The sequence below is a fragment of the Paraglaciecola sp. genome (assembly GCF_039942875.1).
Classification (GTDB): domain Bacteria; phylum Pseudomonadota; class Gammaproteobacteria; order Enterobacterales; family Alteromonadaceae; genus Paraglaciecola.
On sequence record NZ_JBDVBQ010000023.1, the window covers coordinates 24046 to 49130 of the forward strand.

The following is a 25085-nucleotide window of genomic DNA, read 5'->3' on the forward strand; positions in this document are numbered from 1 at the left end:
CGTGCAGCTGTTATCGAACTTTATTCTTCTTTTTGTAGAGTCAGCCCCTTATTTGTTATTGGGTATGCTGATTGCGGGTGTCATTCATCAATTAGTTCCAAAAACTTGGATTGAGGCAACACTAGGGAAGAAAGGATCCGTGCTGAATGCTGCGGTCATTGGTGCCCCCCTTCCTTTATGTTCATGTTCAGTTATTCCTGTGGCAATGGGCATTAGAAGAAGTGGAGCCTCTAAAGCAAGTACCGCTAGCTTTCTAGTGGCGACACCAGAGACGGGGATTGATTCCATAGGCGTCACCTATGCATTAATGGGCCCGGTAATGGCTATTGCTAGACCAATAGCTGCAATATTTTCAGCCATGTTCACCGGTAGTTTGATTGCTACATTTACTGAAAATACGCCCTCGCTAGCTAAAAAAGACAATAAAGCCGCGCCTTCTTGCTGCAGTGGCGGTAAACCTAAGCCGCTTACTTTTATCCAAAAATTTATGGCTGCCTTTAAATTTGGCTATGGGCAATTGTTACGAGACTTTATGGGGTGGTTTCTAATCGGCTTGTTTTTTGCTGCATTAATTACTACTTACTTACCTGAAGGTTTTATTACTCAATATGCTCAAGGTTTTGGAACCATGTTGTTAGTGGTGTTGATTTCTATTCCTATGTACGTCTGCGCAACCGCATCTACTCCTATTGCTGTCGGCTTGCTTATGTCTGGTATCACCCCGGGGGCTGCCTTGGTATTTATGCTAACTGGGCCTGCAACTAATATTGCTACCTTGATGGTCATCAAAAATGAGTTGGGTAAAAAAGAATTAGCCTTGTATTTGTTAGGTATTACCACAGGAGCCTTAATATCAGGTGTACTGTTAGATAAAATTTTAAGCGCTTTCGATTGGCAATTAGTATTAGAACATGGTGAGCATTCAGATATGATGGGAGCGCTTTATCAGTTTTGTGGCCTAGTGTTGGTGGGATTAATATTGTTTCAGTACCTTAAAAAGTTACACGTTAAAGTTTTTAAATCAGAAAATGTCCATTCCCATTAACGTCTGTCTACTAAGCTACCTTATTGTTAACTTGGATTGACCTCAGTCATTTGTAGTTCTTTATAGCAGCTTTTATATTAGAATCTTGGTTTCATATCACTATCACTGGAAGTTCAAATAGTAACTGAACTGTCATTATAGGCCTGCGAGGAACGCTTCTATTGTCCCCTTTAATATCTATTTCTGGATTAAACAAATCCTATAGTCAAAAACATGTGCTTCAAAATCTAAACTTGAATGTCGAAGCAGGCCAGGTTTTAGGGTTGGTAGGTCCAAACGGAGCAGGTAAAACAACCTGTTTACAGGCCTTGTTGGGTCTAACTCGTTACAAAGGTGATATAACGGTATTGGGCCATAATCCATCTAAACATAGAACTAAAATGTTGGAGAGTGTTGCTTATATTGCAGATGTCGCGGTATTACCAAAATGGATAAAGGTGAGTCAGGCTCTAACTTATATGCAAGGTGTTCACCCTAATTTTGACCGTGATAAAGCTTTAGCTTTTTTAGCCAAAACAAACATTCCCATGTCAGCTACGGTAAAAGCCTTATCTAAAGGTATGGTGACACAATTGCATTTAGCTTTAATATTAGCCGTAGATGCAAAAGTGCTAGTGTTAGATGAGCCAACCTTAGGTTTAGACATTCTAACTCGTCGCCAGTTCTATAGTCATTTGTTAGAAGATTTTCACAATGATGACAAGTGCATCATTATTACCACCCATCAAATTGAAGAAATAGAGCATATTTTAACTGACGTTGCTTTTATCAGAGATGGGCAGATTGTGGTGCATGAAAGTGTCGAGGGTATTCGCTCACGATTTAAGTTGTTAGCGGTTACAAATGAGAACCTTGCAGCAGCACAGGCACTAAATCCTCTATGTGAGAATAATATGATGGGCTTAACAAGTATGTTGTTTGATGACGCTGACCTTGATGCATTGGCATCTTTAGGGCAGGTGAGCTCTCCGAGTTTAGCGGATGTATTTGTGGGTATTATGACCCAAGAAGGTGCTCTGTGAAGGTTATGCAAATTTTCATGGGGGTAAGAAAAGAGCTTTGGGAGTTCAAGAAAACCTTATTTTGGATGCCATTGTTGATTGGTATTTTTATGGTTGCTGCGCCTTTACTTAAATTGCTGTTACTGGAAGGTGCTCAAATACGTATCGTAATTGAGGGCGTTTCGAGTACAGATAATCTGACGAACGCACAAGGTTTAACTCGACTTTTTCTCGCTACTATTACGGGAATGTTTGCACCCTTTATTTTAGTAGGTTTGGTGGTCCAGCTTTATTATTTTATCACTTGCTTGTTTGATGAAAGGCGAGATATGTCTATTTATTTTTGGCGCTCCTTACCCGTATCTGACGCACAAAATATTATGGTGAAACTTCTGACGGGGGCGTTGGTTGTTCCGGCTATATTTATGCTGGCTGCAACATCAGTTGTATTTATCTTTGTCTTTTTAGCTTTAGTTGGCAGTTGTATATTAGATTTTGGGTATGATATTTCTCTTTGGGCGCTGTGGGGAAGTGCCGATATATTTAGCAATTTGCTCTCGATCTGGTCTGGCTTATTGTTATATGCCTTGTGGATGTTTCCGCTATTTTCTTGGTTAATGTTAGCGTCAATGTTTGCCAATAAAGCGCCTTTTTTATGGGCCGTATTACCCGTTGCGCTTTTATTGGTGATTGAGTCTTATATTACAGATTACTTGAAATTAGATGCACACTTTCTACGAGAGACATTGTTGGAATATTTTGCTCTTGCGACAGAGTTAATACCAAATAGCTTTCAACAAGTAGGCACTCCCAAATTTATTTTACTATCTGCTTTGTGGAATAAGATCTCATTAATAGGAACTGCACTTGGAATAGGGTTTATATATCTGACCTACTGGTTAAGGGTTAACCGCAGTCATTTATAACTTAAATGCTAATTATCTGAATCAGTTCAATTCATAAACGTATGTTTTATTTTTGTTAACTGTGTTGGTTGTGTTTGTTAAGTTTTGGTGTTTTTAGTGAATTTTTTGCATTTTTTGTGACTTTTTCTGGTATTTATCCTGCAAATCTATATTATGCGCTGCCCGAATTTCATACTAGAAGTCGGATGAGTTACCTATTTTTTTGAGTAACCTCGCAACCCTTAGTGATGCTTGGTTCAAAGTATTGGAGATATCATGAAATTTAATCGCATTTTACTTACTGCTGGCTTGAGTGTTTTTTCACTTAATGCATTTTCTGCAGCATTTCAATTAGCTGAGCATAGCGCATCTGGTTTAGGCAGAGCTTTTGCAGGTGATGCCGCAATCGCAGAAAATGCCTCTGTCGTGGCTCGTAACCCTGCATTGATGTCTCAATTTACTGAAAACCAGCTATCTATTGTCGGTACTTTTGTACTCCCTGATGTAAGCCTTGAAGGTGAAAGCGCCCCTGCTTACTCATCAGCTGAAGCCATTGACGATGACAGTATTGCGCCGAATGCTTTTGTACCTGCTGCCTATTATGTTATGCCAATAGATGACAAGGTTGCTGTAGGGTTCGGTGTGTTTTCTAATTTCGGATTAGCCACTGATTTTCCTGAAGATTATGATGCAGGCCAAATTGCCGGTAAAACTGAGATTGTGACCGTGAACTTTAACGCTAGCGCTTCTTATAAAGTAACTGATGCGCTAACTATTGCGGCTGGTCTTAATTTTATTTATGCAGAAGCAGAAGTCACTCGCCATGCTGGTGTCGGGTTCCCAGTCTATTTACAAGCTAACTTTGGTTCAACTTTGGGTGTAACAAGTGATACTGAAGCTGTTTATCTAGAAGGCGATGATACCGGTTTCGGGTGGAACATAGGTTTGGCTTATGATTTGGATGAAAACTCTCGTTTTGGTTTCCATTACCGCAGTTCAACTGATATTGCTTTTGATGGTGAATACAGTAACGAGTTACCTGCCGTACTTGGTGGGTTAGAAGGTGTGGTATTACCTGGTTCATTAAATCTAGAACTACCTGCTATGGCAGAATTTTCAGGTAGTCATCAATTGAATGAAAAATACGGCCTTCACTACAGTATCAATTGGACACAATGGAGTAGCTTTGAACAGTTAGAAGCTTACGTTGAAGGAAGTGATACGGCTGTTTTTTCTAAAACAGAGAATTTCTCGAATAGCTTCCGTTATTCAATTGGTGGTGATTATCAGTTAAATGAGCAAACCAAACTGCGTGCTGGTATTGCATATGACAAAACGCCAACCGATCCTAATCATTTATCTATCTCTATTCCTGATACTGATAGAGTATGGTTAAGCGCAGGTGCTACTTATGCATTTAGTGACAGTTCAACAATTGATCTTGGTGTTACCATTATCAAAGGTAAAGAGCGCACGTTTGTAGAGTCTGACAATCTGGGCGGAGAGTGGGAATACACCAGCCAAGGTGATGCTGCTTTAGTTGCTGCACAATATAATTACGCGTTTTAAATTCATAAAACGTTAGTTAATCGTATTTAAATGCCAGCTCACTAAGCTGGCATTTTTTTATTGAAATTTAGAATTAGTGCGATTTTATAAGAAAGCTTAAGTGCTACTGGTTGCCGATAAACTGGTTGCTTAGATAGAAGTTATTGACTTCTGCTAGGTTAAATTCAATATCAAATTGACTTAGCCATTTAGTGGCACTGTCAAAATCATTAAAAAACTCACTCTCAATTCCTGCCTTGTTATAGGCCACTTTTAACTGTGTTTTAATTGTAGTGATTATATCCGAATCTTGAATCATTATTGCGATCGCTTTTAAACCCATTTGTTGGCGTAGGCTTATAATGTCTGAAAATAGCTTAAAAGCTGTAGGCGGCATTAAACTTTCGCCATACAAAAAGCCTATTTGTCCCCAAGGTCTGTTGTGATCTATTGCTTGGAGATCAGCTTGAGTGCTTTTTGTCCCGTAGGTTAATGCTTCATCATTCCAAGGCCCTCTGCCTGAAAACAACATTAACTGTTGTGAACGACTACTCACATATTGCCCATGTTCACCCAATGTAATTCCTTAAACACAAGCTATTGCAATGAGTATTTAATGTACCTTTTTAAAACATAGAAGGAAATACTAATATATACCTCATATTGTTAAATTAGGTATTAATGAAGTATTCCCCCTGTTTTAGCGGTTATACTTTAGACTTAAAAATAGATTGTAAGAAATTCAATATGCAGCAAGACTTAAAAATAGAAGACTTAGTATTAGGAACAGGAAAAGCGGCCGAAAGAGGGGCATTAATCACAGCTCACTATAAAGGCTGGCTTGAAGATGGCACTGAGTTTGATTCTTCTTTTAAAAAAGGCGCGGCTTTCCAAACTGTATTGAGTAATAAGCGGGTGATACAAGGTTGGATATTAGGCCTTAAAGACATGAAGGTAGGAGGTAAACGAAAATTATGGGTGCCGGCACATCTTGCATATGGCGAGCGAGAAATCGGTAATATGATCCCAGCGAATTCTAATTTGATTTTTGAGATAGAGTTATTGGAAGTGTTAACGCGAGATTAAAAGACTAGGACTAAACTTACAGAAATAAAAAGCCAAGAAGCGTAATACGAGGTTTTTTTGTCCGCTTCTTGGTATAAAATTGTGTGTAACCTAGTTACTCACGTTAACTCTGTTTCTGCCTTCCTCTTTGGCTCGATACAAAGCTGTGTCAGCTGCACAAATTAAGGCTTCAGGGGTGCGATATTGGCCATTGTGTTCACACGAAATCCCCTGGCTAACACTCACTCTAAAAGTAGTAGGCAAATGTAAATCCGTAAAGTTAATAATGTTGATTTGTTGTTGAATATGCCTCGCAACCGCTTGCGCATCTTCTATATGGCAATGGGGCAAAATGACGGCAAATTCTTCGCCACCATAGCGGGCAGCCAAACTTTCATTTGAAGGTAAGCAACCATCAATAACCTTGGCAATTTTTTGCAAACACTTGTCGCCGTTAACATGGCCAAACTGATCGTTAAAATGTTTAAAATAATCCACATCGATTAAAATCAGACTGATCGGCTGGCTATTAATAATGCTCTCATTCCAACTTTTATTTAAGGTTTTTTCTAAGTTGTAACGATTTGCTAAACCCGTCAAATGGTCAGTACTGGCTTGCCTACGCAACTCACTATACTCTGTCTTATGTTTGGTTAAGTTATGCACTACTCCCACAAACATAGGGCTACCTTCGGTCAGTGATTCAGGTAAACAAGATATTGATAAATCTACCTCTAACCAGGTTCCGTCGGTACGGGTTAATAGCACTTCTTTAGGGCCATGGCTCAGGGCTGGTTTTTTGTTATCTTTCCAATTAAGAAAAATGTATTCATATTGCTCACGATAGCGGTCATGTAGAAAACTAAACCAGCGCTGCCCTACAAGAGATTCTTGTGAGCCACCTAAAAATTTTGCTGCCATTGGGTTAACTATTTCGATTATCCCGTCACCGTTTACAACAAAAATGCCTTCCGCAATGATATTCATCATATTCACGAAAGAGCCCATTTTTTCGTTAGATAGTGGAATTGAAAACTTATCGACGATCGAGCACATCTCGGTATCTGGGGTGCTTAATTGACTTGTTTTTCTTGAGTGAGACATCTGTAAGCCTTATGAGTAATAAGTGTATGCAATTGATGTCAAATACTTTAATGAAAAAACCTTTCACTTACCTTCTGGTAACCTTCTGATTGTAAGTTGTTGAAAATGTTGATTTTATTTTTTGCTCTGAGGTTTGGTTTTTAGTGTTAAAGAAAAATCTTATTTCTTGGAGTGTGGTTAATTTACCGAGATGCCATGTTGGGATGGATAAATAAATAACCATTTAAACCATGGGCTTACAGATACACCCTGCTATTTAAAAGCCAAGCTACTGCTCGAATAGTTAATTCATTTAAATACGTTGGGTATGGAAAATCGGAGACAGAAAATTCAACGGATTCTGCGTGCTTTTAAACAACAAAAAACGCTAACGGTTCTAGGCAAAAGACCCCAAATATCATCAATGTTTTGTCATTTCAATTAAGATGGGGTCACTATAAAATTTTAGAGGATTTACTCTCGACCTTTATTAGTAATTGTTGGGTCCGGACTAGTGTAAGATTTGCTAACAACTAATTTTAAACAAACATCTTCTTTATCCGCATCAGTATCCACAATGGTAATAGTTTGTTTATCTGCAGATATTCTATAGGTTAAATCGCTGCCGGTATCACCTGTTATCTCTGGTTTGTCAAAATCAAAACGTTCTTCTGGGTTAACTGCGGTAGCAAGACGATAAATAATTTTAGTATTATCAACGCTTACTGTCACATTACCGTCACTTGGGTTACCGTCTATATCTGTATAACTAAAAGTCGGTTGGTTATTATTTACGATTACTTTTACGTTAAAGCTAAAAACTGGTGGGTTTTGATTGCTCATTGTTCTTTTCTCCATTTACAGTTGATTACGATTGAATAAAATCTATGTGGGTTATTCCCATTTTTTGCAAAACATTAATTTCACCCTTTACTGTATCTGTAGTTCCCAGACAATCATGAGCTTTCACAAAGGGTAACAAATAGTGAGGGCTGAGACTTTTTCGTATTAACGGCAAAAGATCTTGGATAGCACTTTTACAGCTTGTTATTTTTTTTTCTATTTTATTGGAATACGAAAACTGCTTTGCTTGTAGCAGCTGAAACTCTGCAAGCGCTCTAATCTTCTCTGGGTTACTTTTTAAAGAAACTCCCATCTCCTTATAATATTTATTGCCTAGCGTGATAAATTTACTACTTGATTTCCAATCTTTTAAATTTTGAAAATAGCCAATAACGTCATTTATTACCGTAGAGAAACCGAGTGTTTTTTCGTTTACATTGTCAAATGATTCATTGATATTATCTGAGAATGTACTTGTGATGTTACTGCTAGAAGACAATCTAAAACGCAGGATATCTAGGTTGAGCAATTGGGCTTTCCAGTCTTCATTTTGCGGGTCTTGTTCTAAAGCTAGTTTTAATAACCTTTCAGCCTTAGATATGTACTGGAGGGCTTGGGTAAACTTAGCTTGAAACTCAAGAATATAGACGGACTTCATGTAAAAGGACAAAGCTAATATTTCCATAACATATGCGTCTGTTTGTGAATCTTGGAGTAATATCTCTAATTCTCTCTGTCCTTGTTCATGTAGAGTTTGTGATAAAGGCAAATTCCCTAAATGTAATTCTGCACTAACTAACCAAGATAAGTTCTTCGCTATATCAAAACGTAATCCATTATCCTGTTTTTTATGCTTTATTAAGTCTTTCTTCATTTTTAATGAAACTTGAAATGCATTTTTTGCTTCTGAATATTCTTGAAGTTTCATAAATAAAACGCCTAATGTTTCTTCAGCGTAAGACCGTTCTAGCCAGCCATCCTCATTATCCGGTTCCAGCTCGTTCATCTTTTCACTGTAATCTCGATACAACTCAAACAATGGCTGAGCCCCTTCAAAATCACTCTCATCATACTTAAGCTGGCCCAACCAAAAAGCGTTTGCCCCCAAGTTTTTTAAAAGTGCCATCTTTACAGGCTGCTGTTGAAACAAATTATCGAGGATTAACTTGGCTGACGTAAAGGCCTGTTGCGCTTCATCGTTTTTAGCCCGTGAATAAGCCACTTCCCCCATAGCCATTAATGTTTGAGCATGCTGAAACTGCCCATTGAAATTGATGCTTTCGTCTATTTCAGTACTAAAATACTCTAAGGCTTTGTTACTAATACCATCGAGTAAGTCCATCCGTTTAACACTGCGCAACTTGTCGGCAAACTCTCCCACCATAAAGCCAAGTAGACTTTCAGCATCTAGTCGTTTTTGCTGAGCAATAGCTTCGGCTTGTTGGCTTTTTACACTCATAAATATGGCGGTGAAGGTCAATAAACATAGCAGCGTTATAATAGAGCGGTTGATCCAGCGTTTTGTTGTGACTTTTTGTTGTGATGCTTTGAGTAGGGCTAGTTCATCACTATCTAATGTGAACACTGGCATTGATTGTAAACTGACGGCTTCTTCTAAGGGCTTACCTTTTGGTAACAAGTACGCGGAACTTTTGCCTTCTTTAACCCAACGTTCGGTTAGTTGTTGTAAACGGCTTTTAATAGCCAAGCTGTCTTTGTGTTGATTTATCCATTCGCTGGCTCTGGGCCATCTTCTTAATAAAGCCTCGTGGGCCAAACTAAAACACGGTTCGCCGTTTTGTAGATGGGACACAAACAAGCGGCTATCGACCATAGCTTGAACTAAGGCTGTTTCACTTTCTAAGGTAAGCTGCGACCAACGAGCAGCGCGACTGGTGATGGTTTCGCCATCTGGGCTTAAAGTGATGAGTCGCGATAATACTGTGGCCAATTGTGGTTGATGCGCTGGCGGTAATTGTTGGTAAACTTCTTCGGCTTTTTTACCTATGGCCCCTTCAATGCCGCCAAGAGCTTTGTATACTTCAACTTGTAATTCATTTTCAATACTGCGTTGTAAGTACAGTTCTTGTAAGGTGTATTGCAACATGGGTAAAGCATCAGGGTTATGGGCAGCTTCGTCACAAAGAAGTTGGTCTAGTGGGGTGGCGTTATCTTTGTCTGTTGACCAGGTTAGGTTGGCAGCTACCGCAGGTAGGCGGATCATTTGCATCAACTCTGCGCGGGTTGGTGCCAGCAAATCAAAATGTCCGCCAGCCCCTTTATTGGCCATTAAGCTTGGATGATTTACCACTAAAGGATAGAAGTCATTGCGGCATGCGCTGACAACAATTATTGTTCCACTGGTAGTTAGCGTTTCAATTAAGCTAAGAAACGTTAGCCGTTCAGTGTCGCTAAAAATGGGTGAAGATAAGAGTACTTCTAAGCGGTCAATGAAAAGTAAAAATTGCGGTGTGCCATATCCATTTAGAGACAGTTTTAGGGCTTCAATACATTGTTGAATAGATAGAGGGGTATTATTTTGTAACTGTATTGCCAAGTCCTCTGCACTCATACCATCGAAAACAGGGTGGTCATTTACATCCCAATCAAGCATGGCTGAGGCTAAATCAATAAATAGACGTTCTTGGCTAATATCGGCAAAATCGATACTGGTATGAGATACCACCCCTATACCATTGTAACCATTCTCATTGGTTAGCCTTGGTAACAAACCAGCATTAACTAAAGAGGATTTACCGGTACCGCTAGGACCTAAAATTAAGGTAAATGCATGTTTAGCATTTACCTGGTTTGAAATACGCTCCAATAAGGTCGCTATTTGTTCATTACGGCCAAAAAAGACTTGCGCATCTTTTGCTGAAAACGGCACTAAGCCAGGGAACGGAGAAGCATCATGCCAAGTCGATTGTGCTGCTTTTAATTCTTCATCTAATGGAAAATCTAGCTGGGCAATAATGTGGTAGCCACGTTTACGAATGGTTTCAATATAGGTAGGGGCACTGGCTTTGTCGCCTAGGGCTTTGCGCAGTTGTGTCACGGCTTTGTGCACTGGATTATCGCCAATATCAATGCCACCCCAACATTGAGTAGCGATTTCATCAGCGCTTAATACATTACCTTGCTGGTTGCATAATAGTAACAATACATCCATGGCTTTCGGCTCAAGCTGCTTAGTTTGCTCGCCCCGTTGCAAAGTATTGGTGCTAGGGTTTACTTGCCAATCTTGCAGAAAGAAAAGGTCTTTGCCTTTTTTTAACACATTTTACTCCACTTTTTATCAACAGCTAAAGCATGTTGTAAAACAGATATTTTCAAATTCATTGGGGCTGCTTGTTTGCTTGATCATTACAAACACTAAATATGTATACAGCGAATATAAACGATTGTGGAGTAGTTATCACCTATGCATTAAAAAACTTTTAAGCTTTAAAAGTTATAGAGTATGTATGTCTAATATACTGACTTATAAAGAAAATTGGCGAACCTCTGTTCGCCAATCTTGATTGAGTGGGGATGTTTTAGAAGAAACCTAACGGGTCGGTATCGTAGCTTACTAACAGGTTTTTAGTTTGTTGATAACTACCGATCGCGAGTTTATGGGTTTCTCGACCAATGCCTGATTTTTTGTAACCCCCAAAGGCAGCATGTGCGGGATAGGCGTGATAACAGTTAGTCCAGATACGTCCCGCTTGAATTTCTCGCCCTAGTTTGTATGCTCGGTTCATGTCTCTGGTCCATAACCCGGCACCTAAACCAAACATGCTATCGTTCGCTATGGCAATGGCTTCTGCTTCATCTTTAAAGGTGGTGACTCCAACAACAGGACCAAAAATTTCCTCTTGGAAGACTCGCATATCATTTTTACCTTCAAGTAAAGTCGGTTGTACGTAATACCCTTTATTAAACGGGCCTGATAGATTGGCTGGGCCACCACCAGTTAATATTTTTGCCCCTTCTTTTTGGCCCACATCGATATACCCAAGTATTTTCTCATATTGTTCATTAGATACCTGAGCACCCACTTGAGTATCGGTATCTAAAGGGTTGCCTCGCACTATGCTATTTGTTCGCTCAACAACAAGCTCCATAAATGGGTCGTAAATATCTTCTTGAATAAGTGCTCTAGAAGGACAAGTACAGACCTCTCCTTGATTGAAAAATGCGAGTACCAATCCTTCAACACATTTACTTAAATAGTTGTCTTCGAAGTTCATTATGTCGTTAAAGTAAAGGTTTGGAGACTTTCCACCAAGCTCTACAGTGGAGGGAATAATATTGTCTGCGGCACATTTTAAAATATGAATACCAACGGGTGTTGAACCTGTAAAAGCAATTTTGGCAATTCGATCACTGGTAGCAAGGGCATTACCTGCTTCAATACCAAAGCCATTGACTATATTTAAGACCCCTGGTGGCAGTAAATCGGCAATGAGTTCTATTAGAACCAAGATAGACGCGGGGGTTTGTTCTGCTGGTTTTAATACTACGCAGTTGCCTGTTACCAGTGCTGGGCCTAGTTTCCATGCGGCCATTAAAATAGGGAAGTTCCAAGGAATGATTTGCCCAACCACACCCAGAGGTTCATTAATATGATACGACACTGTGTTGGCGTCTATTTCACCCAAGGTCCCTTCTTCGGCTCGCATACACCCAGCAAAATAACGAAAGTGATCGGCTGCAAGAGGGATGTCTGCATTTAGGGTTTCACGTATCGCTTTACCGTTATCCCATGCTTCAGCAACGGCTAATAATTCTAGGTTCTGTTCAATGCGATCAGCAATTTTCAATAATATATTTGAACGCTCAGTGACAGAGGTTTTGCCCCAAGTCGTTTTAGCGCTATGGGCTGCATCTAGTGCTAGATTGATGTCTTCTTCACTAGAGCGGGGGATCTCACAAAACTTTTCTCCATCAATCGGGCTCAGGTTATCAAAGTAGCGTCCTTTAACGGGAGCTACCCACTCACCACCAATGAAGTTTTGATATTGTTTTTTAAAGGTGACTAACGAATCGGGTGAACCAGGATTAGCATAAATCATGACGTTTCCTTAATTTTAATGTTAAAAAATATTTAATTAATGTCGTTTCAGTTGTTAATATAATGCAGGGTGGTTGAGTAGTACTTGTCTGGGAGTACATATCGCTTGTCTGACAATCCATGATTAACTTGGGTGAGTACACAATGAATAATGAAGCACTTGTTAGCCGGTTAGGTTTAAGTCAACCTAAAAAACTGATTGAGAACCGAGTGAGTTTTGCGGGGCCTGATTCTGAATTAAGTATTTATGATACCTACCTGCCTGCTGAAAAAGTGTTGTTACACTCTTCGGGTTTACTGTATTGCGGCATGATACAAGGTAAGAAGGTGTTACATGGAATGCACCCGCAATTACAAACCTTACAGTCTCAAGAGTTTATCCCACACCAGTCTTTTGTGATGTCAGCAAACACCTCAGTCGCTATTGATTTTCCAGAAGCGACTATGGACAAACCCACCCGTTGTTTAACAATAGAAATTAGTAGTGAGCGTATTGCCTTATTAGCACAGCAGTTAGATGTGAAACTTGGTGCCCCATTAACATTGGATAGTTGGCAATTATTGTCTGACAAACATTTACACACCCAACATTCTGAGGGCACGCAAATGTTATTAGAGCGGTTATTTAATTGCTTTGTTGAGAATGAAAACGAACGAAATTTGGTTATCGATTTTGGTGTATCAGAGCTGGTGGCCAGAATACTCAAGCATCAAGCCAGAGATCTCGCTCTAGCAGACTCCGAAGCCCACTCAGATAACAGTGGTTTACAAGCGGCTATTCATTATATTAAAACCCATTTGAGTGAGCATTTAGATATTGATGTTTTGTGCAAAATAGCTTGCATGAGTCGTAGTCGCTTTTATCAAAGCTTTAAACAGAAATTAGATTGTACCCCTTTAGCTTTGCAACAGCAGCTACGTATAGAAAATGCCGCAGAACGGCTAAAGGCTGGAGAATCAGTGAGTCAGGTATGTTTTTCGTTGGGCTATGCTAATTTGAGTCACTTTAACCGCCGCTTTCAAGCTCAATTTAATATGCCGCCTTCGCTATATTCAAGAAAAAACATTAGTCATTAAGTAAACTCCAAGCCGTATTTACTCTCTTTTTGAGTCAATGTGCTGCACTTAGACAGTGCGTATTTTTTGTGTTTTACACAGTTTTGAGTGCTTAACTTACCCGATTTTTGAATGTTTTCTATAAAACCTAGCGTTATACCCATGGGTACCAAATTTGCTTAATCTGTTAACTGAATAAAACTTAAGAGACTCACTTATGCAATCCTTTATCGAAAATATTCCCAAAGCAGAGTTACATGTGCACTTAGAAGGCACCTTAGAGCCAGAGCTTAGTTTTGCATTGGCAAAAAAGAATGGTGTAGATATTCCTTTTGAAACACCGGAAGCTTTAGTTGCAGCCTATGACTTTCATGATCTACCTTCGTTTCTAAGCATTTATTATGCGGGTATGAATGTGCTGCTAGATGAAGACGATTTCTACCAGTTAACCTACGCATATTTAAGCAAAGCACGAAGCCAAGAAGTGGTTTACGCAGAGTTATTTTTCGACCCTCAAGGTCACACTTCAAGGGGCGTTAGTTTTGAAACTGTGATCACGGGTATCCATAAGGCCCAGCTCGATGCTGAAGAAAAGCTAGGCATTAAGAGCCAACTCATCTTATGCTTTTTAAGAGATATGAGCGCTAAGTCTGCCATGGAACATTTAGACATGGCCAAGCCTTACCTAGACTGGATAGTCGGTGTGGGCTTGGATTCAGACGAACGCAATAACCCACCTATTAAGTTTGCAGAGGTATTTACTAAAGCAAAAGCAATGGGTTTAAAACTCACTATGCACTGTGATGTAAATCAACTTAATACCCTGACTCATATCGATCAGTGCATTAATACCATTGAAGTTGACCGAATTGATCACGGCGTCAATTCATTAGAAAGTGATGCACTATGTGAGATGATTAAAGATAAAAAGCTAGGCTTAACTGTTTGCCCAGTATCTAACCGTTTTGTGGTGCAGTCTCTCACTTCTGATGAGATCCACACCATGCTCAATAAAGACATGTTAGTGACAATTAATTCAGATGATCCTGCTTATTTTCGTGCTTATTTAAATGAGAATTTTCTAGAGTTACAAAAAGAAGGAGGTTTTGACCAAGAGCAAATTACCACTATGGTGAGTAATGCATTTAAAGTTTCATGGTTAGATGAGGCAACTAAAAACAGCTATCTGGCGCAGGTTGATGATTTTGTTGCCCAGCATTAGCACCCTAGGTAGCTAGATTAAAATTGAATTAAGCCTTGTTAAAAGGCTTAATTTATTCATTTACAGAATTCCCTTGTTTTTCAAAATCGACTACCGCTTGATAGTATTCTTGAGTGTTGGTTTTTTCATAGTACCAATTATGGTGCTGCACTATTTTTTCACTTAGTTGTAACCCTAAACCGTAACCCTCTCCAAAGGCGACTTGATTAGCGTCTGATTTTTGTTGCCCAGTATCACTTTTACTATTGCTATTTAGAATAGTAATGCGGCTACCTTGTTGTTTGATAAGCACTTGACCTTCTTGGGTGTGCTGATAGGCGTTGCGGATTAAGTTGTTAATAACGATATGGCAAGCTACGGCTATGGTGTCCACCTTATGGGCTTCACTTTGAACGGTAACCTCTACGTTTTTTCCTTTCAGTAAATACTCCAAATCCACACAGGCTTGCTGTACTTCTTTTTCTAAATTTAAAGGTTCGGGCGCTACATTGAGTTCTTCGTTACGGCTTAACCATAGTAAGGTGTCGGTCAAATTACTCATGGTAAGCCCAGCTCTTTGAATACGCTCTAACACTAAGTGTTGCTTTTCAGTGGTGGGCTGTTTTTCGTTAAGTCTTTGTAGTAGCTCTACGTTGCTGCGTATCACTGCAATAGGCGTCCGTATTTCATGGCTCGCATAACTTAAAAAGCGTTGCTCTCGCTCTAGGCTCTGGTGGGTTGAAATTAGACTGCCTTGAATTAAAGAGGCAAGTACATTCAACTCGTTATACGTAAAATCAGGAGGTGGAGCTTGGACATTTTTAGGATTCAATGATTTTGCCCAATTTCTTAAAGATTCTATTGGTCTGGCGATTTTTCGCATAATCATGAAGAGTAAAAATGCGAATAAAACGATAGCTAATATGGCCACTACAAACGTCCAAAATAAGCGGTGGCTTGGTTTTATTGCATTTGTAGATGCAATAAAGTCTTTTTCAAGCATGACTCTAGAAATGAATCTTGGTTCACCTTCTGGGCTTTCAAATAGCACTAAAAAGTACACGCTTTTGGGCATAGTGAAAATCGTAGTTTGGACTTTTTGCTTTTGTAAATCACCAATCACTGAAGGCGGATTAACAAAGCTGCGTTGAATGACTTCTGGCGTATCTTGCCAGCGACTTGCGATATTAATACCTGCTATGTCGACTGGATGTTCATCTTTTACATCTGCTGTCTTGGCTAGTTCAAACATGACTCCATTTAAGCTTCTGTCTAGCCCGTCAATGAAGTAATTAACACTCAAAAATGAAAAGCCAATAGCCATAACAGAACCAAGTAAAAGTACACTGATAAAAAAGTACAGCTTTAGGCTTGGTCTAATTTTCACTATTGGACTCCATGGTTTTCCATTTTATCTTCTGCTTTCATGGCAAAGCCAATTCCAGAAACAGTTTCTAATTTAATATTACTCGGCACGCTCTCAAGTTGTTTACGCAAATGGTAAATGTGTACTTTCAAGCTATTACTATCTGGTTGTTCATCGCCCCAAACAGTTTGCATAATATGCTGACGGGTGGCTGTCTTGGGGCTAGCCCTTACAAGCACTTCTAATAGTTTATAGGCAATGGGTGATAGTTTTAAGGGGTGTTGGTTTAAATTTGCGCTAAGCTCACTTAAGTCTAGTGTTAAGTCCCCAAGTTTAAGGGTTTTAACCTCTCCACTTTTGCGTTTAGCTAACACCTGCACCCTAGCGACTAGCTCTTTCATGGCAAAGGGTTTGACTAAATAATCATCAGTGCCTGCTTCAAATCCTTGAAGCTTGTTCTCAAGGCTATCACGTGCGGTTAACATTAAAATAGGAATGTCGATGCCTTTTTCACGCAGGGTATTGCACAAGGTTAAACCGTCCATTTTCGGCATGTTAATATCCAACATAATCATTTGATATTGATTGCTTTCGATTAAATGTAGACCCATTAATCCGTTACTAGCATGGTCGCAATCAATAGACTCAATTTCCAGATATTCAACTATGGTTGTGGCGAGATCTATGTCATCTTCAACCAAGAGTACATTCATCATAAAGTGTATTCCTTTTTAGTTTGAATTGGTTGTTTCAGCTAACCCGCCACCCAACACACGATAGAGAGTAATACGATTATTTAAGTCTGCTTGCTTACTGATAATAAGTGATTGTTTGGCTTGATACATAGTTCGCTGTGCCTCTAAAGCACTTTGAAAGGTGTCTATGCCGCCTTTGTATCTCGCAAGCGATAAATCGTAACTTCGCGTGGCTGCAGATACTAATGCTTTTTCTGCATCAAGTTGCGCTTGAATTGTAGCTCTGCGGGCTAAGGCATCTGCTACTTCTGAGAACGCACTTTGAATCGCATATTCATAGGCGGCTAAATATTTACGTTGCTGTGACTCGCTGTAATCTAAATTAGCGTCATTGGCCCCTGCACTAAATATTGGCAAGCTGATGGTGGGTGCGATAGTCCAGATTGAGCTAGCGCCTCCGGTAAAAATATCGGCTAACACCGAACTTGCTAGGCCACCTGTAGCCGTTAAATTAATAGAAGGAAAATATGCTGCACGGGCTGCACCAATATCGGCATTGGCAGATTTTAAATCATGCTCTGCGGCCAATACATCAGGGCGAGCGAGTAATACATCTGAAGAAAGTCCAACTGGTACGTCACTCACAAAGTCAGTGTCATCAGGTAAGGAGGCTGGCAGTAATTCTGGTGCAATATCATCACCCACTAGCAGCCTCAATGCGTTAAAATCTTGAGATACTTGGGTGCTGTAACTGGCAATATCAGAACCAGCGCTGTAATACACAGTTTCAGCACTGGCTACATCAATTTTTGAATCAACTCCAAATTCTAAACGCTTATTGGTGATATCTAAGGTTTTCTGAGCATTGACTTTGGTTTCTTTGGCAAGACTTAGTTGGTTGTTGTCAGCGGCTAAGGTTAACCATGCATTCGCAATTTCACTAATTAGCGCAATTTTGGCGGCTTTCGCGGTTTCTTCACTTGCTAAGTAAGACTCCATGTCAGCCGTGCTCAAGCTTTGGTTTTTGCCAAACAAGTCAATTTCGTAACTAGTTAAACCAATACTGGCTTCGTAGCCGGTAGATATCTCGCCACTTGAAGCCTTGCTACGAGTACCACCTAAGTTAGCATCAATTTGCGGATATAATTCTGCATATTGGATGCGATATATTGCCCGTGCAGACTCAACGTCTTCTAATGTCTGGCGTAAGCTTCTATTATTATTGAGCGCCAATTCAATTAACTGGGTTAAGCGTTCATCCTTAATAAACTGCTGCCAAGGTAGAGTATCAGCTTGCTGATCAGACATACCTGCCATTTTTGTTGCGGCTGAATTTTCCCACTCAGTAGGTACAGGTAACTCAGAGCGAGAGTACTCAGGCGCTAAGGTACAGCCAGCTAGAAATAAAACACTTACTGTGGGTAAAATCCCCATACGGATGAAGGATCGAGGTAAAACATTAATCATTAGAAGTCTCCAATGTTTTAACAGAGTTATCGTCTTCATAAACAGGTCGTCTCTTTGGGAAAAAACCGCGAATTAATACAAAAAACATAGGAACAAAGAAAATACCTAAAATAGTTGCGGTGAAAGTCCCACCTACAATACCTGTGCCTATGGATATACGACTGTTTGCGCCGGCTCCAGAAGACAGTGCTAATGGTAAGGTACCGAGCATAAATGCCAATGAGGTCATGATTATTGGGCGCAAGCGTAATTTTGCCGCTTCAGTTGCAGCGCTTATTAATGAAGAACCTTTTTGATAAGAGGCCTCAGCAAACTCCACAATTAGAATCGCGTTTTTAGATGCCAGTCCTATTGTGGTAAGCAGTGCTACTTGGAAGTAGATGTCATTGTCTAGTCCACGCATTGTACTGGCTAAAGCCGCTCCCACTAAGCCTAATGGAATAACCATAATCACCGAGAAAGGAACAGACCAGCTTTCATATAATGCTGCCAGCACTAAGAACACAACCAAAATAGAGATGGCATACAGGGCAGTTGATTGTCCGCTAGATATCTTTTCTTGATAAGACAAGCCGCTCCAGGCATAACTTAATTTTCCTTGGCCTACTTCAGCAGCCAAACGCTCCATTTCAGCCATAGCTTGGCCTGAACTTACGCCACTAGCAGAGGCGCCTTGTATTTGGTAAGAAGCAATACCGTTAAAGCGCGATAAGCTTTGGGGTGCCATCGACCAAGAAGAAGAACTAAAAGCTGAGAACGGCGTCATGGTGGCGTCGCCATCTGTATCTGTTCCTCTTACATGCCATTGGTATAAGTCTTCTGGTTTTGAACGAAATTGTGCGTCACTTTCCACATAAACCTTCTTCACTCGACCATTGTCAATAAAGTCATTTACGTATGAGCCGGCCCATGCAGAGGTCAAGGTACTTGATACATCTGACAGTGCTAAGCCTAAGCTAGTGGCTTTGGAATTATCTATATCTATTTTCAGCTGAGGAGTATTACTCAGCGCTCCTTCACGGACGCCGGTAAGAAATTCGCTTTGTCTGGCTCTGTTAAGTAGTTCATCTTTTAATTCGACTAACTCTTCACGACTAGTTCCTGAGGCGGCTTGTAATTCAAAGGTAAAACCATTGCTTTGACCTAATCCACGTATTACAGGCTGCTGCATGGCGAATACACTGGCATCACGAATGGATGAAAGGTTTTTATTCATACGGGCGATTAACGCATCTGCGCTCTGTTCTTCAGAAGGGCGCTCACTCCAAGGTGTTAATCCAACAAACCCCATTCCGGCATTTTGTCCTGTTCCTGTGAAGTTAAATCCAGAAATAGTAAATGCTCGGGTAACGTCTTCAGCTTCTTCGGTTAACAGGTACTCTTCTACTTGCTCTGCAACGGCAGTCGTACGTTTGATTGAAGCACCAGATGGTAAGCTTATTTGAAACATAGTGCTGCCTTGGTCTTCTTGGGGTAAGAAACCAGTTGGCATACGTACTACGAGTAAACCTAAGATTGCAATGATGACACCATATACCAATATCCAACGTATTTTATGGCTGATGATATGTTTAACATGACCTGTGTAAGAGGTAGTTAAGCGGTCAAACGAGCGGTTAAATTTAGCAAAGAAACCTTTTTCACTGTTGTGATCGGTTTTGGTCAGCAAGCTTGCACAAAGCATTGGGCTAAGGGTCAAGGCTACGATAACTGACAAGGTCATAGAAGATACAATCGCAACAGAAAATTGCTGATAGATAACCCCAGTAGAGCCACCAAAAAATGCCATAGGCAAAAATACAGCTGAAAGGACCACCGCAATACCGATTAGGGCACTACTTATTTCAGACATAGACTCTATGGTCGCATCTCGGGGAGAGAGGTTCTTCTCTCGCATAAGGCGCTCAACGTTTTCTACTACCACTATGGCATCATCAACCAAAAGGCCTATTGATAACACTATGCCAAACATAGTGAGTGTGTTTATGGAAAATCCAAATGCTGAAAGCACCCCAAAGGTACCCAGTAACACTACCGGCACAGCGATAGCTGGGATTAGAGTGGCGCGCCAATTTTGTAAAAACAACCACATAACAATCACCACTAGAATGACTGCTTCAATTAACGTTTGAACCACTTCACTGATTGATATTTTAATGAAGTCAGTACTATCTCTTGGGAAAGTCACTTGATAACCATCAGGTAAGCTTTTAGAAAGCTCAGAGACTTTTTCTTTTACTAAGTTTGCGGTATCAAGGGCATTGGCTCCGGGTGCAAGCATGACTGCAATACCCGATGCTGGGTGGCTATTTAATCGTGATATATTGGTGTAACTTTCACTGCCAATTTCAACTCTTGCAACATCTTCTAAAAGTACGTTCGCACCACTGCTGTTGTATTTAACAATGATTTTGCGAAATTCATCTGGGGTAGACATCATAGACTGAGCGGTGACCGTTGCGTTCAACTCTTGATTGTCTAATGCTGGAGTGGCGCCAATTTTACCTGCAGCAATTTGTACGTTTTGGGCACTTAAAGCACTGGTAATATCTGATGGCATTAATTCATAAGCAGCTAACTTGTTAGGGTTAAGCCAGATACGCATGGCATACTCTGAACCAAATACTCGAGTATCACCGACCCCATTTATTCGTGCTAATTCATTTTCGATATTTGAAGAGATGTAATCTGCAATATCAAATGAAGATACTTGGTCGTTTTCATCGTAAATAGCGGTAACCAATAAAAAATCACTATTGGATTTGGTTACCGTCACCCCTTGTGTTTGTACTGACTCAGGAAAACGCGAAGTTACCTGCTGTACCTTGTTTTGCACTTGTATTTGCGCGTAATCAGGGTCGGTCCCCAGCTCAAATGTAACACTTACCGAAGCTGAGCCGTCTGATGTGCTCGAAGAAGAAAAGTATAATAAGCCGTCAAGGCCAGTTAACTGTTGTTCTAATATTTGAGTCACACTATTTTCAACGGTCTGTGCATCGGCTCCTGTGTAAGAGGTATTAATGCTAATAACAGGAGGGGCAACGTTTGGATACTGAGCTATCGGTAACGACATAATTGAAGCAATACCGGATAGCATAATAATAACCGAGATAACCCAAGCAAATACGGGGCGGTCGATAAAAAAGCGAGCAAACATGAATTATAAGCCTCCTGCTAGTGAAGGAATTTGATCCTGTTTGTCAGCAACGGTAATCATGGTCCCAGTGCTATCCATTTCTACCTGAATTGGATTAACCGTACTGCCCGGGCGTACTTTGTTAGAGCCTTCTACTAAAAGTTTGTCATTCACTGACAAACCTGAGTCGATAAACCATTTGTTATCTACCGCATTGACTGTCGTCACAGTGCGTTTTTCTACCTTGTTGTCTTCATTAATGACATAAACATACGCATCACCTTTAGCGGCATGGTAGACACCTTGTTGCGGCACTAAAATGGCATTAGCATCTATAGCTTCATTTACCGCTGCACGAACAAACATACCCGGGAGTAAAATGCCATCTGGGTTAGGGAATTCGGCTCGCAGGGTTACCGTTCCAGTTGATGAATCAACTGAGACTTCTTGCATGGTAAGTTGGCCTTTATAGTCATACTCGCTGCCATCTTCTAGTATTAACGTGACTTCTGTATTGCCTTGAGTAATACCACTTTCGTTCATTAAACGGCGAAGTTTTAATAACTCTTTACTGCTTTTAGTCATATCAACATAGATAGGATCTAAGGTGCGTATCGTAGCTAAAGCTGTGGTCTGTTCTGCGGTAACCAAAGCCCCTTGAGTCACGCTAGAGATACCAATATTTCCTGATATAGGGGCTTTTACTTGAGTAAAGTTGAGATTGATTTTGGCGGTTGCCAAAGCAGCCTGATATTTTTCAATGTCTGCTACTGCTTCGAGGTAAGTAGCGTGAGCATCATCGGCATCTTGTTGTGATACACCTTCTATCTCTAATAAGTTTGCGTAACGTTGGTCTTTTAACTTGGCGGTTTCTACCGATGCTTTAGCACTGTTTAGGTTGGCCTTCGCTTCATTGTAGGCAGCTTGATAAGTTGCAGCATTAATCTGGTAAAGTAACTGCCCTTTTTTGACTGTACTTCCTTCTTTGAATAAACGCTGTTCTAAAATCCCGCCCACTTGAGGGCGTACTTCAGCAGTTAAAGATGCAGCGACACGGCCTTGCATATTGGTATCAATTTTGTGGGGTGTAGCTTGTACCGTGATATAAGATACCGCTGGCGTTGGCATACTTTTTTTAGGAGCTGCCTCTTCTTGACATGCCACAAGAGCCGTTGTGGCCAGCAATAAAACCGCAATGGGTGTTGAGAATTTCATAATGAATTTTGCCTCGTTAAATACTGTAAAACTTGAGGCTGTTATCCCTTCAATTTTCATGCTAGAAGCATAAAATAAAGTGGATTAGCCTACGATTGCATCAACGATAACAAGGTGATGGTTAAGAAGGGGTTAACGAGCATAAAAAATATTTTTGTATGTAATTGGACCGCTAAGGTTGGGTTTTTACATTGCTTTTAAAAAAATAAGTTTTTATTCTCTATGCCCTTATGCTTTTCAGCGAGTAAACCCTCAGTGTTAATTAAAAACAGTTGTAAGTTAATATTATTAAGTGTCTTGGGAGTGTTCGCTAGCTTTGGTTTTACTCAGGAAAACCAATCTCATGCTGATATTAATTATCACAGTAAGATGTACAAAACGTATCAGCATGTTGAATTTGATTTAGGGGGTGAACCTAGTCGTTTTGCTTGGCGAGAAATGCCGGGGCTGTTTCCCCATACTACTATCTACCACGATAAAACCCGTGAGCTAGGGATAGAGCTGAATCCAAAAATTGATAAGTGGCCGGTAAAGGTCAATGATAAATCATTGAGTTTTGACGACTATGTCTCTATGGATGACCGCATAGACAATGTGATGCTGGTTCACCAAGGTAAAATTGTATATCAGCGCTTTAAAACTACTGGGCCACTTGAGCGACATATGACTTGGTCTGTCAGTAAGGTGTTTACGGCAACCGCCTTAGCTAAACTTGAAGAGATGGGCAAAGTTGATATGCAAGCCCCCATAAAAACCTACTTGCCAGAGTTTGCCAATACAGTGTGGGGTGATATTGTTTTACAGGATGTCATAGATATGACTTCGGGTATTGATTGCCGAGACAGTGATGGCTATCAAAACACACAAGGCTGTATTTACCGTGCTGAGGAGGCATTGGGTGTGGTTGCTCCGGTTCGAAAAGACTTAAGTACTTCTGTTGCTGTTTTAAAAAGTATGACCGCTCACCGTAAACCCGGTGAAGAAACTGAATATACGTCTTCTAATACGAATATTTCTGGCTTAGTTGTTGAGGCGATTACTCAAAAGCCCCTTGCCCGTGCTATTGCTGAATTGTTATGGATGCCAATGGGAGCTGAAGCAGATGGACTTATGGTGATTAACCGTTACGGAGAGCCATATGCCGCGGGAGGGCTGAGTGCGCGACTAGCAGACATAGCGCGATTTGGTTTGATGTTTTTAGACAATAACCAAGGATGGGGGCAAGTGAGTACGCAGCACCGAAACTTTTTAAAAAACAAACATCGCCCGCTTTTTTCTGAAAGTCGCCTTGCAGAGTTGAACTCGCTTTTTGATGGCGATGTGCCGCTGCACAGTCGCTGGCAATGGGATCTTATCTGGCAAGATGGCGACATGTTTAAATCAGGTTACTCAGGGCAGGGTATTTATATATCGCCCAATCATGAATGGGTGATGGTTTGGTTTGGTACCGCTGATACTGAATTTAAAACTCATGAGTTACTGCCAATCGCCCGTAAATTATCAAGGTCTGAACTGTTGCAGTAAAGCTGACAGTTTTATCTAATTAGCAAATAAGCGCCTAATGGTTAGCTACTACTCAACCTAGGCGCTTAAGGTAACCGCCTAAGCTTCAGATTTTTCAGTGCTACTTGGCGTTAAGGCCGCTCTTGCTGCATGAGTGGCTGCGACTAATTGTTGCCTAACATGTTGAGAGTCCAGACATACTTGCTCGAAGGGCATGTATATAACTTGTTCGTCGGCGGCAATATGGGCGCCTTCATTAAAGGCGGATAACATTTTGACTTGTTTGGCTTTTATATTGAATAGATGTTCAACAATTAACTGCATGGCATCTAAATGATCGTCATTCATATGCTCAACTATCGCTGTGCTAGTGCTTTGCCAATTTTCTACTGCAACTTGCCATTCGTCTTGATTTATCCAGAATATTTTACCAAAGCCACCAATATAACGAACCCGTTTGGTTTTGATTTCGTAAAAGTTGAAGTCGTGAGTTTTTTTGTAGCCAATGGCTTGGGGAAACAAGCTGTAGTATTGCTCGGCAACTTTTTCATCTTTGATAATCTCAGCATCACCTAACACTGTCACGCGGCCAGAGGCTTGCGAGTCATCAGCTAGGTTATCAAAAATGGTCATAGAGACTTTGTTATCTGCCTTTATATTACGTGTATGCTGGGCAATATCACTGATATAGATAATCAAATTACCTTCATGGGTCATAAAGTATGGAACAATTGAGCCAAAAGGGTAACCTGCCACAGACACGGACAATGTGCTTAACACACCAGAGTGTTGTTGACGGGTAAGTGTTTTAGCATCAAATACATGTTGCTCTTTTTTCATTTTGATTCTTCCTAATATGCTTGTGCTATTTAACTTGGCTTTTATATATCAAGGTGA

Annotated in this window: 19 protein-coding genes; 8 read left to right on the forward strand and 11 right to left on the reverse strand. The window is 40.4% G+C overall.

Annotated elements, in window-relative coordinates; translation table 11 throughout:
* Position 1 precedes the first annotated feature (1 nt).
* The 4 genes from ABJE44_RS06285 to ABJE44_RS06300 all read left to right on the forward strand — a co-directional run bounded on the left by ABJE44_RS06285 (position 2) and on the right by ABJE44_RS06300 (position 4520).
* The gene (locus ABJE44_RS06285) at positions 2-1045 is read left to right on the forward strand and encodes an SO_0444 family Cu/Zn efflux transporter (RefSeq protein WP_348110431.1); all 1044 of its coding nucleotides are present in this window, start codon (positions 2-4) and stop codon (positions 1043-1045) included.
* A gap of 161 nt (positions 1046-1206) precedes the next feature.
* Positions 1207-2067: an ABC transporter ATP-binding protein gene (locus ABJE44_RS06290; protein ID WP_348110432.1), complete on the forward strand. Its 861-nt coding sequence runs from the start codon at positions 1207-1209 to the stop codon at positions 2065-2067.
* Positions 2068-2072: 5 nt separating this feature from the next.
* Positions 2073-2972 (forward strand): hypothetical protein, encoded by a 900-nt coding sequence (locus ABJE44_RS06295; protein ID WP_348110433.1) that lies wholly within the window; start codon positions 2073-2075, stop codon positions 2970-2972.
* Positions 2973-3227: 255 nt separating this feature from the next.
* Positions 3228-4520: an outer membrane protein transport protein gene (locus ABJE44_RS06300; protein ID WP_348110434.1), complete on the forward strand. Its 1293-nt coding sequence runs from the start codon at positions 3228-3230 to the stop codon at positions 4518-4520.
* Positions 4521-4623: 103 nt separating this feature from the next.
* Here the strand turns inward: ABJE44_RS06300 and ABJE44_RS06305 are convergent, their stop codons facing one another.
* On the reverse strand, positions 4624-5076 hold the full coding sequence (locus ABJE44_RS06305; protein WP_348110435.1) for a hypothetical protein: 453 nt from the start codon (positions 5074-5076) through the stop codon (positions 4624-4626).
* A 170-nt stretch (positions 5077-5246) separates the two neighbouring features.
* Here ABJE44_RS06305 and ABJE44_RS06310 point away from each other — a divergent pair, with 170 nt between their 5' ends.
* Positions 5247-5585 (forward strand): FKBP-type peptidyl-prolyl cis-trans isomerase, encoded by a 339-nt coding sequence (locus ABJE44_RS06310; RefSeq protein WP_348110464.1) that lies wholly within the window; start codon positions 5247-5249, stop codon positions 5583-5585.
* Between the two features lie 90 nt (positions 5586-5675).
* Here the strand turns inward: ABJE44_RS06310 and ABJE44_RS06315 are convergent, their stop codons facing one another.
* The 4 genes from ABJE44_RS06315 to ABJE44_RS06330 form a co-directional block, all read right to left on the reverse strand.
* Positions 5676-6668, reverse strand: coding sequence for a GGDEF domain-containing protein (locus ABJE44_RS06315; RefSeq protein ID WP_348110436.1), 993 nt, complete (start codon positions 6666-6668; stop codon positions 5676-5678).
* Positions 6669-7121: 453 nt separating this feature from the next.
* Entirely contained in the window at positions 7122-7490 is a 369-nt protein-coding gene (locus tag ABJE44_RS06320) for a DP-EP family protein (protein WP_348110437.1), read from the reverse strand.
* Positions 7491-7515: 25 nt separating this feature from the next.
* Positions 7516-10770, reverse strand: coding sequence for a winged helix-turn-helix domain-containing protein (locus ABJE44_RS06325; protein ID WP_348110438.1), 3255 nt, complete (start codon positions 10768-10770; stop codon positions 7516-7518).
* A gap of 259 nt (positions 10771-11029) precedes the next feature.
* Entirely contained in the window at positions 11030-12550 is a 1521-nt protein-coding gene (locus ABJE44_RS06330; RefSeq protein ID WP_348110439.1) for an aldehyde dehydrogenase family protein, read from the reverse strand.
* A gap of 143 nt (positions 12551-12693) precedes the next feature.
* Between ABJE44_RS06330 and ABJE44_RS06335 the strand changes: the two genes are divergently transcribed.
* Entirely contained in the window at positions 12694-13626 is a 933-nt protein-coding gene (locus ABJE44_RS06335) for a helix-turn-helix domain-containing protein (protein WP_348110440.1), read from the forward strand.
* A gap of 196 nt (positions 13627-13822) precedes the next feature.
* The gene (gene add, locus ABJE44_RS06340; protein ID WP_348110441.1) at positions 13823-14827 is read left to right on the forward strand and encodes an adenosine deaminase; all 1005 of its coding nucleotides are present in this window, start codon (positions 13823-13825) and stop codon (positions 14825-14827) included.
* A gap of 52 nt (positions 14828-14879) precedes the next feature.
* On the opposite strand, the gene ABJE44_RS06345 is transcribed toward add, so the two are convergent.
* From ABJE44_RS06345 to ABJE44_RS06365, 5 genes are read right to left on the reverse strand one after another with little or no spacing between them, the layout of a single operon-like run.
* Positions 14880-16193: a HAMP domain-containing sensor histidine kinase gene (locus ABJE44_RS06345; protein ID WP_348110442.1), complete on the reverse strand. Its 1314-nt coding sequence runs from the start codon at positions 16191-16193 to the stop codon at positions 14880-14882.
* Positions 16193-16888 (reverse strand): response regulator transcription factor, encoded by a 696-nt coding sequence (locus ABJE44_RS06350; RefSeq protein ID WP_348110443.1) that lies wholly within the window; start codon positions 16886-16888, stop codon positions 16193-16195. Before ABJE44_RS06350 ends, ABJE44_RS06345 begins: the two co-directional genes overlap by 1 nt.
* Positions 16889-16903: 15 nt before the next feature.
* Positions 16904-18334, reverse strand: coding sequence for an efflux transporter outer membrane subunit (locus tag ABJE44_RS06355; protein WP_348110444.1), 1431 nt, complete (start codon positions 18332-18334; stop codon positions 16904-16906).
* Entirely contained in the window at positions 18327-21491 is a 3165-nt protein-coding gene (locus ABJE44_RS06360; RefSeq protein ID WP_348110445.1) for an efflux RND transporter permease subunit, read from the reverse strand. Before ABJE44_RS06360 ends, ABJE44_RS06355 begins: the two co-directional genes overlap by 8 nt.
* A gap of 3 nt (positions 21492-21494) precedes the next feature.
* Positions 21495-22685 carry an efflux RND transporter periplasmic adaptor subunit gene (locus tag ABJE44_RS06365; protein ID WP_348110446.1) on the reverse strand — a complete coding sequence of 397 codons (1191 nt, stop codon included), beginning with the start codon at positions 22683-22685 and terminating at the stop codon, positions 21495-21497.
* Positions 22686-22940: 255 nt separating this feature from the next.
* On the opposite strand from ABJE44_RS06365, the gene ABJE44_RS06370 reads away from it, so the two are divergent.
* A complete protein-coding gene (locus ABJE44_RS06370; RefSeq protein WP_348110447.1) occupies positions 22941-24209 on the forward strand; it encodes a serine hydrolase domain-containing protein in 1269 nt (422 codons plus the stop codon).
* Positions 24210-24287: 78 nt separating this feature from the next.
* On the opposite strand, the gene ABJE44_RS06375 is transcribed toward ABJE44_RS06370, so the two are convergent.
* Complete coding sequence (locus ABJE44_RS06375; RefSeq protein ID WP_348110448.1) at positions 24288-25028, reverse strand: DUF2470 domain-containing protein; 741 nt, start codon at positions 25026-25028, stop codon at positions 24288-24290.
* Between the last annotated feature and the right edge of the window lie 57 nt (positions 25029-25085).